Below are 13130 nucleotides of genomic sequence, written 5' to 3'. Positions count from 1 at the left end.
TCCACCCCCCGTACTCCCTGTGAAGACCGCTGGAACGTACGTTCCGACGGCCCCTGATCATGCCAAAGGAAAGGCGGCAGGCCCAGACCTCGGCCCGCCGCCCTTTCGCATGGCCCCTGATCAGACGGTCGCGGGGACCGCCGGCTCGACGACCCAGGCGCCCTTGCGCATGACGCCCCTGAGGTTGAAGTCGGCGTCGAGGACGACGATGTCGGCGTCCTTGCCGGGCTCCAGGGAGCCGACGCGGTCGTACGCGCCGAGGAGGCGGGCCGGGTTGGCGGAGATGGCCTGGACGACCGACTCGACGGGCAGGCCGTCGACGGTGACGGAGCGCTTGAAGGCGCGGTCCAGGGTGAGGGTGGAGCCGGCGATGGAGCCGCCCTCGACCAGCCGGGCGACGCTGTCCTTCACCTCGACCTCCAGGGGGCCGAGCATGTAGCGGCCGTCGCCGAAGCCGGCGGCGTCCATGGCGTCGGTGATGAGGGCGACGCGCTCGGGGCCCGCGTGGTGGAAGGCCAGCTCCAGGGCGGCGGGGTGCAGGTGGGTGCCGTCGTTGATGAGCTCGACGGTGATCCGCTCGTCCTCCAGGAGGGCGGCGATCGGGCCGGGGGTGCGGTGGCCGAGGGCGGGCATCGCGTTGTAGAGGTGGGTGGCGACGGTGGCGCCCGCGTCGATGGCGGCGACGGTCTGCTCGTACGTGGCGTCGGTGTGGCCGATGGCGGCGATCACGCCGTGCTCGGCGAGGAGGCGCACGGAGTCGAGGCCGCCGGGCAGCTCGGTGGCGAGGGTGACCATCTTGGCCCGGCCGTGGGCGGCGTCGACCAGCTTGCGGACCTCGGCCGGGTCCGGGTAGCGGAGCAGCGTCTCGTCGTGGGCGCCCTTGCGGCAGGGGGAGATGAACGGGCCCTCGAAGTGGATGCCGGCGATCTCGCCCTGCTCGGCCAGCTCGGAGAGGAGCCCGGCCCGCGCGGTGAGGAAGTCCATCTCGCCGGTGACGAGGGAGGCCACGGTGGTGGTGGTGCCGTGCAGGCGGTGGGTGTGGACGCCCTTGAGGACCTCCTCGGCGGTGCCGGAGGTGAAGGACGCGCCGCCGCCGCCGTGGTTGTGCGTGTCCACGAAGCCGGGGACGAGCCAGTGGCCGGCCAGGTCGATGGTCTCGGCGTCCTCGGGGGCGCTGCCGGCGATGCGGCCGCCGTCGACGATCACGCGTCCGTTCTCGACGATCCCGGTGGGCAGCACGACGTGTGCGCCGGCGAGAACCTTGTGATCGGCCATCAGGCGGAAACCTCCGAGTCGGTGGGGCGCTGGGCGGCGAGCAGGTCCCAGGCGAGGAGGCCCGCGCCCAGGCAACCGGCGGTGTCCCCGAGGGCCGCCGGGACGATGGCGGGCAGCTTCTGGAACGTGACTCGCTCCTCCACCGCGGCCCGAAGTGGTGTGAACAAGGTTTCCCCGGCTTCGGCGAGACCGCCACCGATGATGAGCGTGCGGGGGTCGAGGAGGGTGAGCGCGGTGACCAGGCCGTCCGCGAGGGCGTCGACGGCGTCCTGCCAGATCCGTACGGCCGTGGGGTCGCCGGACTCGACGGCCTTGGCGCAGTCGGCGGCGTCGGCCTCCGGGTCGCCGCCGGCCTCGGCCCAGGCGAGGGAGACGGCGGAGGCGGAGGCGTACCGCTCCAGGCAGCCGCGCTGGCCGCAGCCGCAGGCGGTGCCGCCGGGGCGGACGACGATGTGGCCGATCTCGCCGGCGTAGCCGTGGGCGCCGGCCTCGATGCGGTCGCCGATGCCGATGGCGCCGGCGATGCCGGTGCCGAGGGGCACGAAGAGGAAGCGGTCGGCGCCGTTGCCCGCGCCGATGCGTCCCTCGGCGAGGCCGCCGGTGCGCACGTCGTGGCCGAGGGCGACGGGGATGCCGTCGAGGCGGCGGCTGAGGAGTTCGCGCATGGGAACGTCGCGCCAGCCGAGGTTGGCGGCGTAGACGGCGATGCCGTTCTCGGCGTCGACGATTCCGGGGACGGCGACTCCGGCGGCCGCAGCGGGCTCTCCGTACCGCTCCTGGCCGAGGAGGCGGAGGTCCTCCGCGAAGCCGAGGATCGTCTCGACCACGGCCTCGGGGCCCCGGTCGCGCCCGGTGGCGCGGCGGGCCTCGTGGAGCAGGGTGCCGTCCGCCCCGACGAGGGCGGCCTTCATGCCGGTGCCGCCCACATCCAGGGCGATGACGTGTTTCACGGGGCATAGTCTGGCCGCCGCGGGGCAAAAGGTCTAGTCCACTGCTGAGGATTGTTGCGTACGGATACAAATTCGATTCCCGGTGCGGGGGTCCGTTCCGCCGCCCTCCCCGGGGGTCCGATCCGCGGCATTTCGGAAAGGGTGTTGCGGAAGTGATATCCGAGTGGTGTAGACCTTACGTGCGCGCGCGGGGCAGACTTGCGGCCCTGACGAGAGCAAACGTGCAGCTCAGTGCAGCTCAACGACGAGCAAAAGGTGGATGAAGCCGTGGAGCGGCGACGATTTCTTGGACTGACCGCGGCCGCCGCGGCCCTCGGACTGACCGCCACGGTCTCCGGCTGCGGATCCCTGGGCGGCGACTCCGGCGACGTGACCCTGAAGCTGGTCGCCGCCGAGTACGACCTGTCCGGCGGCGACTCCAGCAAGAAGTACTGGACCGACCTCGCCGCCGCCTTCGAGGCGAAGCACCCCGGGATCAAGGTCCAGGTCCAGGTCGAGTCCTGGGACGACGTCGACCGCAAGGTCGCCGAGATGGTGAAGGCGGGCGAGGCCCCCGACATCGCGCAGATCGGCGCCTACGCCGACTACGCGGCCGCCGGCCAGCTCTACGCCGCCGACGACCTGCTCTCCATACCCGTCCAGGCCAACTTCCTCCCCCGGCTCGTCGCCGCGGGCGAGCACAAGCAGATCCAGTACGGCCTGCCGTTCGTCGCCTCCACGCGCCCCCTCTTCTACAACAAGGCCCTCTTCGCGAAGGCCGGCATCAAGCCGCCCACCACCTGGGACGAGCTGGCCGAGGCCGCCGGGAAGCTCAAGGAGGAGGGCGTCCGCACCCCCTTCGCGCTGCCGCTCGGCCCCGAGGAGGCCCAGGCCGAGGCCATGATGTGGCTGCTCGCGGGCGAGGGCGGCTGGACCGACGCCACCGACCACTACGCGGTCGACTCCGAGGCCAACGTGCGCACCTTCGAGTGGCTCCGCACGAACCTCGTCGGCAAGGACCTCACCGGGCCCGTCGCCCCCGGCAAGCTCAACCGCAAGGCCGCCTTCACCGCCTTCGCGAACGGCGAGGTCGGCATGCTCAACGGCCACCCCTCGCTCCTCAAGGAGGCCGCGAAGAAGGGCGTCGAGGTCGGACAGGTCCCGCTCCCCGGCGCCGACGGCCCGAGCAGGACCTCCATGGGCGTCGCCGACTGGATCATGGGCTTCAAGCAGAACGGCCACCGCAAGGAGATCGGCGACTTCCTCAACTTCGCCTTCAACGACGACAACGTCCTGAAGTTCGCCGGGGACAACGACCTGCTGCCGGTCACCGTCACCGCCTCCGGCCGCATGGAGACCGACCCCGAGCACGCCAACCTGCACGTCTTCCTCAAGGTCCTCCCCGACGCGCAGCTCCCGCCGGTCGGCAAGACCTCGTGGGCCAAGGTCAGCGAGAACGTCAAGCAGAACATCGGCAAGGCCGTCGTCCCGAACGGGCGCCCCGCCGAGGTCCTGGGCTCGATCGGACGCGTGGCGACGGCGGCGGAGGCCGCCGAGTAATAAGTTGGTCCTATGAGCGAGGACCGGGAAGCGACGCAGGGTGAGGACGGCGGGGGCCCCGCCGCCCTCACCGAGCAGGAGCAGGCCCTCCTCGCCGTCGAGCGCCGCTCCTGGCCGGGCCCCGGCGCCAAGGAGCGGGCCGTCCGCGAGGGCCTCGGCCTCTCCCCGACGCGCTACTACCAGCTCCTCAACGCGCTCCTCGACGACCCGCGCGCCCTGGCCCACGACCCGGTGACGGTCAACCGGCTGCGCCGGGTGCGCGAGGAGCGCCAGCGCAGGAGGTGAGCGCGGAAGCGGGAAGGTAGGCGCGGCTCTCCGTGGGTAGGGTCGGAAGCATGGTCAACAGCCTTCCGCACCCGACCACGTCCGCCGGCCGTGACGGCCTGGCCGCGATCCTCTCGCGGCCGGAGGAGACCGTCGTCGCCCTCGACTTCGACGGCACGCTCGCCGACATCGTGCCCGACCCCGAGTCGGCCCGCGCCCACCCCGGCGCGGTGACCGCCCTCGCCGCCCTCGCGCCCCGGGTCGCCTCCGTCGCCGTGGTGACCGGCCGGCCCGCCGGGGTCGCCGTCCGCCACGGCGGCTTCGCCGGAGTCCCCGGCCTGGAGCACCTGGTCGTCCTCGGCCACTACGGCGCCGAACGCTGGGACGCCGTCACCGGCGCGGTCCAGGCCGCCCCCGTCCCCCCGGGCGTGGCCGCCGTCCGCGCCGAGCTGCCCGGCTTCCTCGACCGGGCCGGGGCGTGGCAGGGCGTGTGGATCGAGGAGAAGGGCCGCGCGGTCGCGGTCCACACCCGCAGGGCCACCGACCCGGAGGGCGCCTTCGAGGCGCTCAAGGGCCCCCTCGCCGACCTGGCCGCCGACCACGGGCTCGTCCTGGAGCCCGGCCGGATGGTCCTGGAGCTGCGGCCCCCGGGCATGGACAAGGGCGTGGCGCTCGCCGCGTACGTACGGGAGACGGGCGCGGGGTCCGTGCTCTACGCGGGCGACGACCTGGGCGACCTGCCCGCCTTCGCCGCCGTGGAGAAGCTCCGCTCCGACGGCACGCCCGGCCTCCTGGTCTGCAGCGGCTCCGGCGAGGTCCCGGAACTCTCCGACCGCGGCGACCTCGCGGTCCCGGGCCCGGCGGGCGTGGTGGACTTCCTGACGGCCCTGGCGGAGGCGGTACGGGGGAGCTGAACGGCCGGGTCCGGACACGCGAAGGCGACGGGGCGCGGGCGTCTCGTACGATCACGGGCGGAACGGGGCTCGTAGCGCAGTGGTCGTCGCGCCTGCACCGCATGGAGGAGGACGCCGGTTCGAATCCGGCCGGCCCCGTTCCGTCCGGCACCGGACCGGTGCCTCCGCGGTCGAGTCCCGAGGTTGTTCCATGAGCGGATCCTGGTTCGAGGTCGAGAACCCTGAGGAGGACGGCGAGGAGCCCTGGGACTTCGACACGGACGAACTCGTCTTCGTCGCGGCCCTGCGGGACCGGGCCGCGTCGTGGCGGGTGTCGTGGGCTCCCAGCGGTGTCGGCCGCCCCGAGGACGATTCCTCCCTCCTGGTCCACATCTCCCCCAGCGACTTCGAACGCTCGATGTCGCTGGGGGACTGGGCGGTGCACTTCCACGGCACGCACGTGCGGGCGGGCAAGGTGGAGGACCAGCTCTTCAACCTCCACCAGAGACCCGAGCGCGGCTTCTTCCGGGCGACCGGAACGCCGCAGGAGCTGGCCGACCGGTGCGCGACCTGGTTCGAGGGCGTCCTGAGCCGGCCGGTCGCCCGACTGGAACGACACGACCAGGGAAGGGCGCACGCGACCGCGTGGCACTTCGCGGACGACTTGGAGGCTCTGGTGGGAGGCGCCGACCTCGACGCCCGCCACGACCGCTGCGTCCTGCTCCGGGGCGCCACCGGACCACAGGAGGGACCCCACTCACCCCTGTGCCCGCACGCAGGAGAACGCACCGCCCGCCGCCGCTGGTTCCGCCGGGCCCCGTCGTGACCTCGGCCCACGAAAGCCCGCCCAGGCGGCGGGAGAGCCGGACGGGCGTCCGTCACGTGTGCACGGCGACCACCCACCGGCCCCGGCCACGCTTCTCCTCGATGCCACGACCTCGGCCCACGGCGGCCCGCAGGAGCACGGGGCGGGGGCGGGGCACCCCCGAGGAACGGAGCGGAGCGAGTACCGCAGGGGTTCCCGTACGGCGGGTGCGTTTACCTGCTTAAGACGGAGCAGGGGCGGCAGACCGTTGACCTGCAGGATTCCCCTGATTGGATTCCAGTACTGGATGATGTCATCCAGTACTGGAATCTTCCGCTAGGGTATCCAGTGCTGGATGAAAACTGGTCGGGGCTGCATCAGCTCATGCAGTTCTGCCTGCCTTCTATTCACCCGTGGGGTTACTCTGTGCGTGCAGGCCGAAGGGTTACTCGAATTGAAACCGTGAACAGGACCACCGGTGAGATCGCCGATCTGACTGTTCACTCCTCGGTCTCCGTCACGGGAAGTCTCTGGTTCCGGGGAGGAGGGTTCACCACAATGGGATACGCGGCTCACATGGCGCTTGCCGACGCCGACCTGAGTGTCAGCGCCTACAAGCTGTTCCACCGGATGTGTGCGCTTCAGAACCGCAAGGACCACGGCCTGGTGATCGTCGAGAGCCAGGTGAAGTTCGCCGAGCAGGTCGGAATGGCCCAGTCCTCGGTGTCGCGCAGCCTCAAGCAGCTCTCCGAAGCCGGGTTCATCTACCCCGACGGTCGTAACTGGCGCATCCGTCCCGACTTCGTCTTCAACGGCAACGGGGCCGCCCAGGGCCGGGCCGTCCAGAGCATCCCGGCCGACGCCCCCGACCCGTACACGCGGAAGGGCGCCGGGCTCACCGTCATCGACGGCGGCGACAACGGGGACGACGGGGACGAATGAGCCCGGCCCTCGTCAGGACTCCGCCCCGATCGGGCGGATCATCGCGGTGAGTACGGGCGACTCCGGGGACGGCCGGCTCGTGCCGATCACCTCGTACCCCCAGGACTCGTAGACCCGCCGGACCTTTCCGTCACCGGCCGACGCGTTGACCATCAACGACACGTACGCCTCGCTGCGGCCGGCGAGGAGTTCGTCGTGGATGCGCCGTGCCAGTCCGGTTCCCCGATGGGGGACCGTGACGCCGATCTCCTTCAGGGCCAGGGCCGGGGCGCCGGTGAAGGCGGGGTCCACGTCGCCCATCCTCCGCCACCAACGGTCCCCGCTCTCCACCGTGTTGCCGTACGCGTAGCCCACCGGCCGTCCCTCGGTGTCGAACGCGAGCACCGCCTCGAAGCCCGGCTCTCCGCCGTGACGCTCCAGGCGCTCGGCGAAGACCGGCACCGCGTAGTTCGGCAGGTGGAGCAGCGGCTCACGGACCTTCGCGTATGCCGTGATCAGTGGAGTGGTGACCTGCTCGATGTCCTCGGGGGCGCTCGTGTAGCGGTGGAGTCGGGTGGTCATGCGGGGTGCCTCCAGGTCTCGCGAGCGTACTGGGTCCAAGTGTGGGTGAGGGTGCTGCCGGGAGCGATGATCTTCAGGCGTACACCGAAAGCATGGAGCATTCCCACGACACGGGGATGACGGGTGGCGGCATCGGCCGGGACGGACATCGCGCTCGCGACAGCGGGTTCCACATCGCCTTGTTCGAGCTGGGCTCGTGCGACGCGGGTCGTGGCGATGGCCTTGGACCGGTGCATGTGGGGTCGGAGAGCGGCCAGGCAACGGTGGCCATGGGCCTCGGCCCGCTCGAAGTCGCCGAGAGCGAGGTATGCGGACAGCGCGAGGCTGTCGAGTTCGGCCTGGTCGTAGAAGGCGTTCATCCATACGGGGCGATGGTCGTCCGGATCGGCCCGCAGCATCGCGTTCTGCGCCTGCTCGAACGCCCGGCGGGTGGCGGTTCCGTCTCCGGCCGCTCCGTGGATCGCTCCCTGCCTGGCCAGACCGAGAGAAGCGAACATGGGGTCCTGGCGAGTGATGCCCAGTTTGCGGGCAACCTCGTTGGCCACGATGGCATCGGACGGCCGGCCCATGTGCCGGTACATCGTCCCGGCATGGGACCAGATACGGAATTTGATGTACGGATCGCCGGCCATCTCGGCAAGCTGCTGGGCGACGTGCATGTGCCGGACGGCGTCGTCGAACCGGCGTCCGTCGATGGCGGCCCACATCGCGGAGGACCGGAAGGCTGCGGCCGAAGAGTAGATCTGCCTCCTGATGCGTTGGCCGGCGCTGCCGGAGGCCTGCAGGGCCAGGGCTTCGTCCGCTAGAGATGCGGCCTTCTGCTCGATGACGAGCCGGCCACCGTGGCGGTGGTCCTTGGCGACCACGTCCGCGAACCTGCGTTGGAGTCGTTCGACGTCACTGGCGCCGATGCGGCGGGGAGCGCTGACAGCGGCGGTGGCCGACGCGAGGACCAGGGTCGATCCGGCCGCGATGAACTGGCGTCGTTCCACTGGGGCCTCCGGTGGTGCTGTGGTGCTGGGAAGCTCGAACCCCAGCTCTTGTAACGGACAACCGAAAACCTCTTCCAGCGCCCTGCGCGTGCGGCCGATCGGTCGCCGGGTGGCGCCGCTGAGGAGATTCCGCACGGTCCGGTCCGACACCTCGCCGGGACTGCCCGTGATCCTCAGCAGGGCGGCGTTCATCTGCCCTGCCAACTCCTCTTGAGTGAGGCCCAGATCGAGCATCCGCTGCTTCAACACGGCGTTGACTGCCACGACGCAGAAAGTAGCTCCGTGCTCTCTTGGAGGGCCAGGGGAGTCGCAAAGCGCACGCAAAGTTTTCCGGTTACGAGTACCGGTGCGATCGGCGACCTTTCCTGTTCTCCTGTCGACAGGAGCCGTTGACTGATCACACGCCGTCCGGGCTCAGGGTGATCCGTGCAGGTTCCCTCCCACCTGCCTGGACGGCCGTCGAAACACACCGACGGCAGGAGCAAGCGATGGACAGCCCTCTCCTCCCCCGCCGCACGCCCGGAGCGAGCGGACGCGAGTACGTCGTACCGAATCCGGAGCACGGCGTTCCGAGCCGGGAGTTACGTCTCAGGGCGGCCGGCGGCTGGGAGCGGTTCATGCGCCGTTTCGCTGGCGAGCGGCCCGCTCGGACCGAGCAGGAGCACGGGGCGTGAACGCCGTCGACCACGCCGGGTACGAGCGGCACGAACTGCTCGGTCGCCGGGTGCGCGACATCGCTTCCGGAGGTGAAGGAGAACTCGTGGCCGTCACCCACGAAGTTCACGACGACGGCCGAGTGGTGCGGGTCGCCCACATCAGGCCCGTGTCCGGTGTCGAATGGTCGGCCGCTGTCGCCAACGTTCAGGCCGTTGTGTGAGCCGGCGTTTCACCGTCCTGCTCCATACCGTCGCCGCCGGCCTTTTCGTGATCGTCCTGGCAGTCGCCGGGGCGCTGGACGAGCAGGCCCACGGATGCCCGCTTCGCCTCTCTCGGCAGTCGGCGCGAAGCGGGTCGCACCACCACCTCATCCACCTGGAGAAAGGCATCGTCATGAGCGAAACGCTTCACAAGGAGGGCGTCCCGGCGTCCGAGCCGGACACGGTCGACATCGGTGATGTCGCCGAGCTGACCGAGGGACAGGGCGGAGGTCATTCCGAGGACAAGCGGCGCGCGTACAACTGCTGATCGTCCGTAGCCCTTCCGCATGACGTGCGGCTCCGGCTTCTGCCGGGGCCGCATTCCTGTAGCCCGCCCCGACACCGGAGGACTCGTGACCTTAGGCGGATTCAGTACGGCCTCGGACGGTTTTCCCCGTCCGTTCGGCGCTCAGATCCCAGTTCCCTCCATCGCGCTGTGGCGGCTCGGGGAGACCCCGGTCCACCCGGTGCCCACCGGTGAGGGCCGACCTCGTGTCCTGGTGGTCGGCTGGTGCGGTGTGACGGCGGGGCAACTGCGTGATCTCGCCGACAAGCCGGTGCCTGCCGACGTGGCATGGCGTTGGCCCGGCTCGTACGCGGTGATCGAGGAGCACGCGCAGCACGTGGTGGTGCACACCGACCCGGCCGGGTCCTTCCCCCTTTATGCCACGCGGTGGGGCGGCGGCTGGGCATGGGCGACTTCCGCCCGGGTTCTCGCTTCGCTCACCCGCGCCGACGTGGATGTGCGCCGCGTCGCGTGTGCGGTCCTCGCCCCCTCGATTCCCAGCCTTGCCGGCAGTAGGACGTTCTTCACGGGAATCGAGCAACTACCGCCCGGTAGCCGGGCAGAACTGCCCCGGAACGGTGGCCCGGTGCGCTCCGTCATGAGGTGGGTACCTCTGGCCGATCCCCGCCGCCTGGCGCATCATCGACTTCGCCGGGCTCTCACCGACGCCGTGGCGTTGCGCGTACAAGCGGATCCCGCGCTGTCCTCGGATCTTTCCGGAGGACTGGACTCCACCACTGTGGCCGTCCTCGCCGCACTCTCCCTCAACGACTCGCACGTACTCGACGCGGTGACGATCCACCCCGAGGGGCAGACGGACGGGGCCGATCTGTACTACGCGCGGCTGACGGCCGCAGCCCTTCAGGGACGGATCTCCCACCACTTGCTCCCGCTGAGCACCGAACACCTGCCGTACAGCGGGATCACCTCGTTGCCCGCCACCGACGAACCCGCCCCGTCGACCCTCACTCAGGCCCGCCTCCTCGGTCAGATCCGATGGATGCGTCAGGAACTGGGAACAAGAACCCATCTGACCGGAGACGGTGGGGACAGCATTCTGTTCCAGCCTCCGGCGCAGTTCTGCGACCTCGTACGCGCCGGTCGGTGGCGCCGAGTCGTGTGTGAGGCGCACGGTTGGGCGCGTCTTCGCCGCACCCCCGTCCTACCCCTGCTGAGCGAGGCGGCAAAGATGGCACGCACCAGTCGGTCCGATGCCCTCGTGGACGTTGCTCGGTACTTCTCGGGCGATGCGGAACCACACCAGGGCCGTGGAAACATCCGCTGGTTCACTCCACCGCCGATCCCCGGATGGGTGGAGCCGACTGCCCTCGGACACGTCGCCGGAGCTGCCCATGAGGCTGCTGCGGCCTTCGATCCTCTTCACGTTCTGGACGCCTCCACACGCACGCTCGTGGACGAGATCCGGGAAGTCGCTCGTACCGCGCGGGCAGACGCGGAACTCGTGGCCGGCTGCGGAGTCGACCTCCACAACCCCTTCCTGGACGCGTCCGTGATCGACGCAGTGCTGTGCAACCCGCTGGAGCGACGGCCCTCCGTCCACGGCTACAAGCCCCTGCTCGTACGCGCCGTCGGTGACCTGCTGCCCACTGCGGTGGCCACGCGTACGACGAAGGGGAGCTTCGAAGCCGATCACTACACCGGGATGCGCGCCAACCTGGACGACCTTCGGACCCTCGCCGACGGCCACCTCGCCTCTTTCGGTCTTCTCGACCCCGTCCGTTTCGATCGCCGTCTTCAGCACGCCGCCGCCGGTGTCCCGATGTCGCTCGCCACCATCGAGCAGGCTCTTACCGTGGAGGCCTGGCTGCACGCACATCACCGCGACTCCGCCCCGGCCTGGGCCGTCCATGTCTCAGGGAGGACGTGATGGAGAGGTCCGTGGACTTCGGACATGTGCTGGTCGTCATCGACTACCGCACAGGGCGCGTCCGCTGCCAGACGCCCGGCCGAAGCCAGAACCCCGTTGCCGCGCCCCGAGCCAGTTGGGGCAGCACCGAGCACCCTGCTGGTCTCGAACGCCCTTCGGCCCCTTGGACAGCCTCGGCCACTGCCGCCCTGGCAACCGTCTTCGCCGTCAAGAACGCGGGCCCCGGAGCGACCGCGATGCATCGCGTGACGACCGTGGTGCGAGCTGCCGCGTCAACGTGCCGCCGTCCGGCCACACCCGGGCAGGCCAGGGCGGCCGTGCTCGCCGTACGCCGTGCGGCGTGGCTGTCACCTGGTCGTACGGCCTGCCTGGAGGAATCCGCCGCCACCGTGCTGTTGCTCGCCATGAGACGCCTGTCCGTCATCTGGTGTCATGGCGTGGCACCGGACCCTGTCCGCCTGCATGCCTGGGTCCAGACTGTGGATGGTGTCCTCGTGGCCGAGCCCGACTCGACCCGTTCCTACACCCCCGTTCTCGTGATCGGAGACCGCCGTGACCAGTGACCCCACCCTGTGGATCAAGGACGACATCTGTGGCCTCGGCCCGTTCCGGTCCGACCTCGTGGAGACCTACTGGCGGTGGGAACAGGACCCGGCCCTCCTCGTGGGTTACGGGCGCCAGGCCCCGGAATCACTGGAAGCGCGAGCCGAAGGCATGGCACATCAACTGCGCGGTGAAAACGTCCGATTCACCGTCTACGACCTCAGCGGTGCCGATCCCGTCCCCGCCGGAGTCGCGACACTCCTCCCTGACCATCAGGTGCGCACCGCCGAGTACGTCGTCATGCTCGCTCCGGAGGCACGGGGGCGCGGGCTGGGGAGCGCAGCCACCCGACTCGTGCTCGACTACGCGTTCCACGTCGTCAACCTGCGCATGGTCTGGCTGAAGGTGCTGGTGCCCAACGTCGGGGGTGTGAAGGCGTACGAGAAGGCGGGGTTCCAGACCGTGGGCACGTTGCGCGAGGCGGGATATTGGCTCGGCCAGGTGTGCGACGAGCTGGTCATGGACGCTCTCGCCCGCGACTTCACCGGCCCTTCGGCCGTACGCGCCCTGGTCGATCCGGAGCGGGAGTAGCGATCGGCGCCGACGAGGACGGAATCCATGCCGCCCGTCCTGCTTCACGGCGGGGAGTCGGGCTTCGTACGAGTGCGCGGCGGGCACCCGTGGAGTGTCCGTCGCGCCTTCTCGGGGGTCGGGGCGTGGGTCCGGTTCAGTTCGTCGACCGCCACCACGACGGCGACACGGACAGGGACCAGACGTCGCCGGCCCGGGTGCCGGGTGTGTCCGGGTCGGGCTCGCCGTATCCGTAGGGGCCGGGGTCGGCGACGACGAAGATCCTCGCTCCCGTCTCCGCCACCCGGTACCGGCGGATGTCCGTCGTCGTCGCGTCGTCGTCAGGCTCGATCGAGCAGCCCAGACCGGTGACGGCGGCGCTCAGCTCGTCGAACTCCACCCGGGGGGCGAAGGGTCCGTACGCGTTCCGGAGCGGCGGCGGCACCACGGAGGCGTCGCCCGTCGTCAGACGGTGCACCTGCACGCTGATGCCGAAACACGACCAGACGCCGTCGCCCTCCTCGAACGAGAGCTCCACCAGCCCGTAGTCCCGGCGCATGAGTCCGTGCGAGGCGTCGTCGAGGTGGTCGGGCCCCAGCGCCGCCTCCCACGTCGCGGGCGGGGCGGTGACACCGGCGCCCAGGACGTCGCCGCGGGTGGCGACGTGGGCGTAGAAATCGAGATCGGGCATCCCTTGATTCTCCA

General features: G+C 70.5%; 15 protein-coding genes. 10 read left to right on the top strand and 5 right to left on the bottom strand.

Features of this window, described 5'->3' with window-relative positions; translation table 11 throughout:
• Nucleotides 1–120 precede the first annotated feature (120 nt).
• Together nagA and ACWGSR_RS20130 are read right to left on the bottom strand one after the other, a co-directional pair.
• Nucleotides 121–1275 (bottom strand): N-acetylglucosamine-6-phosphate deacetylase, encoded by a 1155-nt coding sequence (gene nagA / locus ACWGSR_RS20135; RefSeq protein ID WP_376242915.1) that lies wholly within the window; start codon nucleotides 1273–1275, stop codon nucleotides 121–123.
• Nucleotides 1275–2225, bottom strand: a complete 951-nt coding sequence (locus ACWGSR_RS20130; protein WP_376242917.1) for an ROK family protein — start codon at nucleotides 2223–2225, stop codon at nucleotides 1275–1277. Before ACWGSR_RS20130 ends, nagA begins: the two co-directional genes overlap by 1 nt.
• 255 nt (nucleotides 2226–2480) lie before the next feature.
• Between ACWGSR_RS20130 and ACWGSR_RS20125 the strand changes: the two genes are divergently transcribed.
• From ACWGSR_RS20125 to ACWGSR_RS20105, 5 genes are all read left to right on the top strand, one after another.
• Nucleotides 2481–3764, top strand: a complete 1284-nt coding sequence (locus ACWGSR_RS20125) for an ABC transporter substrate-binding protein (RefSeq protein ID WP_376242919.1) — start codon at nucleotides 2481–2483, stop codon at nucleotides 3762–3764.
• A 12-nt stretch (nucleotides 3765–3776) separates the two neighbouring features.
• Complete coding sequence (locus ACWGSR_RS20120) at nucleotides 3777–4049, top strand: DUF3263 domain-containing protein (RefSeq protein WP_376242921.1); 273 nt, start codon at nucleotides 3777–3779, stop codon at nucleotides 4047–4049.
• Between the two features lie 50 nt (nucleotides 4050–4099).
• Nucleotides 4100–4942 carry a trehalose-phosphatase gene (otsB, locus tag ACWGSR_RS20115; protein WP_453567889.1) on the top strand — a complete coding sequence of 281 codons (843 nt, stop codon included), beginning with the start codon at nucleotides 4100–4102 and terminating at the stop codon, nucleotides 4940–4942.
• A 190-nt stretch (nucleotides 4943–5132) separates the two neighbouring features.
• Nucleotides 5133–5747, top strand: coding sequence for a hypothetical protein (locus ACWGSR_RS20110; RefSeq protein ID WP_376242926.1), 615 nt, complete (start codon nucleotides 5133–5135; stop codon nucleotides 5745–5747).
• A 555-nt stretch (nucleotides 5748–6302) separates the two neighbouring features.
• Entirely contained in the window at nucleotides 6303–6668 is a 366-nt protein-coding gene (locus tag ACWGSR_RS20105; RefSeq protein WP_376242928.1) for a hypothetical protein, read from the top strand.
• A gap of 12 nt (nucleotides 6669–6680) precedes the next feature.
• Here ACWGSR_RS20105 and ACWGSR_RS20100 read toward each other — a convergent pair whose 3' ends face one another.
• Nucleotides 6681–7229, bottom strand: coding sequence for a GNAT family N-acetyltransferase (locus ACWGSR_RS20100; protein ID WP_376242930.1), 549 nt, complete (start codon nucleotides 7227–7229; stop codon nucleotides 6681–6683).
• A complete protein-coding gene (locus ACWGSR_RS20095; protein WP_376242932.1) occupies nucleotides 7226–8485 on the bottom strand; it encodes a helix-turn-helix domain-containing protein in 1260 nt (419 codons plus the stop codon). The genes ACWGSR_RS20100 and ACWGSR_RS20095 overlap by 4 nt, the downstream gene beginning before the upstream one ends.
• Before the next feature lie 406 nt (nucleotides 8486–8891).
• Between ACWGSR_RS20095 and ACWGSR_RS20090 the strand changes: the two genes are divergently transcribed.
• From ACWGSR_RS20090 to ACWGSR_RS20070, 5 genes are all read left to right on the top strand, one after another.
• Nucleotides 8892–9098 (top strand): hypothetical protein, encoded by a 207-nt coding sequence (locus ACWGSR_RS20090; protein WP_376242934.1) that lies wholly within the window; start codon nucleotides 8892–8894, stop codon nucleotides 9096–9098.
• Between the two features lie 173 nt (nucleotides 9099–9271).
• The gene (locus ACWGSR_RS20085) at nucleotides 9272–9406 is read left to right on the top strand and encodes an albusnodin family lasso peptide (protein ID WP_376242956.1); all 135 of its coding nucleotides are present in this window, start codon (nucleotides 9272–9274) and stop codon (nucleotides 9404–9406) included.
• Between the two features lie 19 nt (nucleotides 9407–9425).
• Nucleotides 9426–11312 carry an albusnodin/ikarugamycin family macrolactam cyclase gene (locus ACWGSR_RS20080; RefSeq protein WP_453567884.1) on the top strand — a complete coding sequence of 629 codons (1887 nt, stop codon included), beginning with the start codon at nucleotides 9426–9428 and terminating at the stop codon, nucleotides 11310–11312.
• Entirely contained in the window at nucleotides 11312–11875 is a 564-nt protein-coding gene (locus ACWGSR_RS20075) for a lasso peptide biosynthesis B2 protein (protein WP_376242938.1), read from the top strand. Before ACWGSR_RS20080 ends, ACWGSR_RS20075 begins: the two co-directional genes overlap by 1 nt.
• A 25-nt stretch (nucleotides 11876–11900) precedes the next feature.
• Nucleotides 11901–12446 carry a GNAT family N-acetyltransferase gene (locus tag ACWGSR_RS20070; protein ID WP_376242958.1) on the top strand — a complete coding sequence of 182 codons (546 nt, stop codon included), beginning with the start codon at nucleotides 11901–11903 and terminating at the stop codon, nucleotides 12444–12446.
• Nucleotides 12447–12582: 136 nt separating this feature from the next.
• Here the strand turns inward: ACWGSR_RS20070 and ACWGSR_RS20065 are convergent, their stop codons facing one another.
• The gene (locus ACWGSR_RS20065; protein ID WP_453567882.1) at nucleotides 12583–13116 is read right to left on the bottom strand and encodes a hypothetical protein; all 534 of its coding nucleotides are present in this window, start codon (nucleotides 13114–13116) and stop codon (nucleotides 12583–12585) included.
• Nucleotides 13117–13130 lie beyond the last annotated feature (14 nt).

It is taken from the genome of Streptomyces sp. NPDC055632 (genome assembly GCF_053618675.1).
Note: the sequence above shows the minus strand (reverse complement) of the source record. Positions and strands in the feature narration are given on the sequence as shown.

What these genes read in the sequence shown, in the direction of transcription:
- ACWGSR_RS20085 (WP_376242956.1), top strand. Translation starts at nt 9,272, where the DNA reads ATGAGCGAAACGCTTCACAAGGAGGGCGTCCCGGCGTCCGAGCCGGAC.
- ACWGSR_RS20075 (WP_376242938.1), top strand. Translation starts at nt 11,312, where the DNA reads ATGGAGAGGTCCGTGGACTTCGGACATGTGCTGGTCGTCATCGACTAC.
- ACWGSR_RS20065 (WP_453567882.1), bottom strand. Translation starts at nt 13,116, where the DNA reads ATGCCCGATCTCGATTTCTACGCCCACGTCGCCACCCGCGGCGACGTC.
- ACWGSR_RS20105 (WP_376242928.1), top strand. Translation starts at nt 6,303, where the DNA reads ATGGCGCTTGCCGACGCCGACCTGAGTGTCAGCGCCTACAAGCTGTTC.
- nagA (WP_376242915.1), bottom strand. Translation starts at nt 1,275, where the DNA reads ATGGCCGATCACAAGGTTCTCGCCGGCGCACACGTCGTGCTGCCCACC.
- otsB (WP_453567889.1), top strand. Translation starts at nt 4,100, where the DNA reads ATGGTCAACAGCCTTCCGCACCCGACCACGTCCGCCGGCCGTGACGGC.
- ACWGSR_RS20120 (WP_376242921.1), top strand. Translation starts at nt 3,777, where the DNA reads ATGAGCGAGGACCGGGAAGCGACGCAGGGTGAGGACGGCGGGGGCCCC.
- ACWGSR_RS20080 (WP_453567884.1), top strand. Translation starts at nt 9,426, where the DNA reads ATGACGTGCGGCTCCGGCTTCTGCCGGGGCCGCATTCCTGTAGCCCGC.
- ACWGSR_RS20100 (WP_376242930.1), bottom strand. Translation starts at nt 7,229, where the DNA reads ATGACCACCCGACTCCACCGCTACACGAGCGCCCCCGAGGACATCGAG.
- ACWGSR_RS20110 (WP_376242926.1), top strand. Translation starts at nt 5,133, where the DNA reads ATGAGCGGATCCTGGTTCGAGGTCGAGAACCCTGAGGAGGACGGCGAG.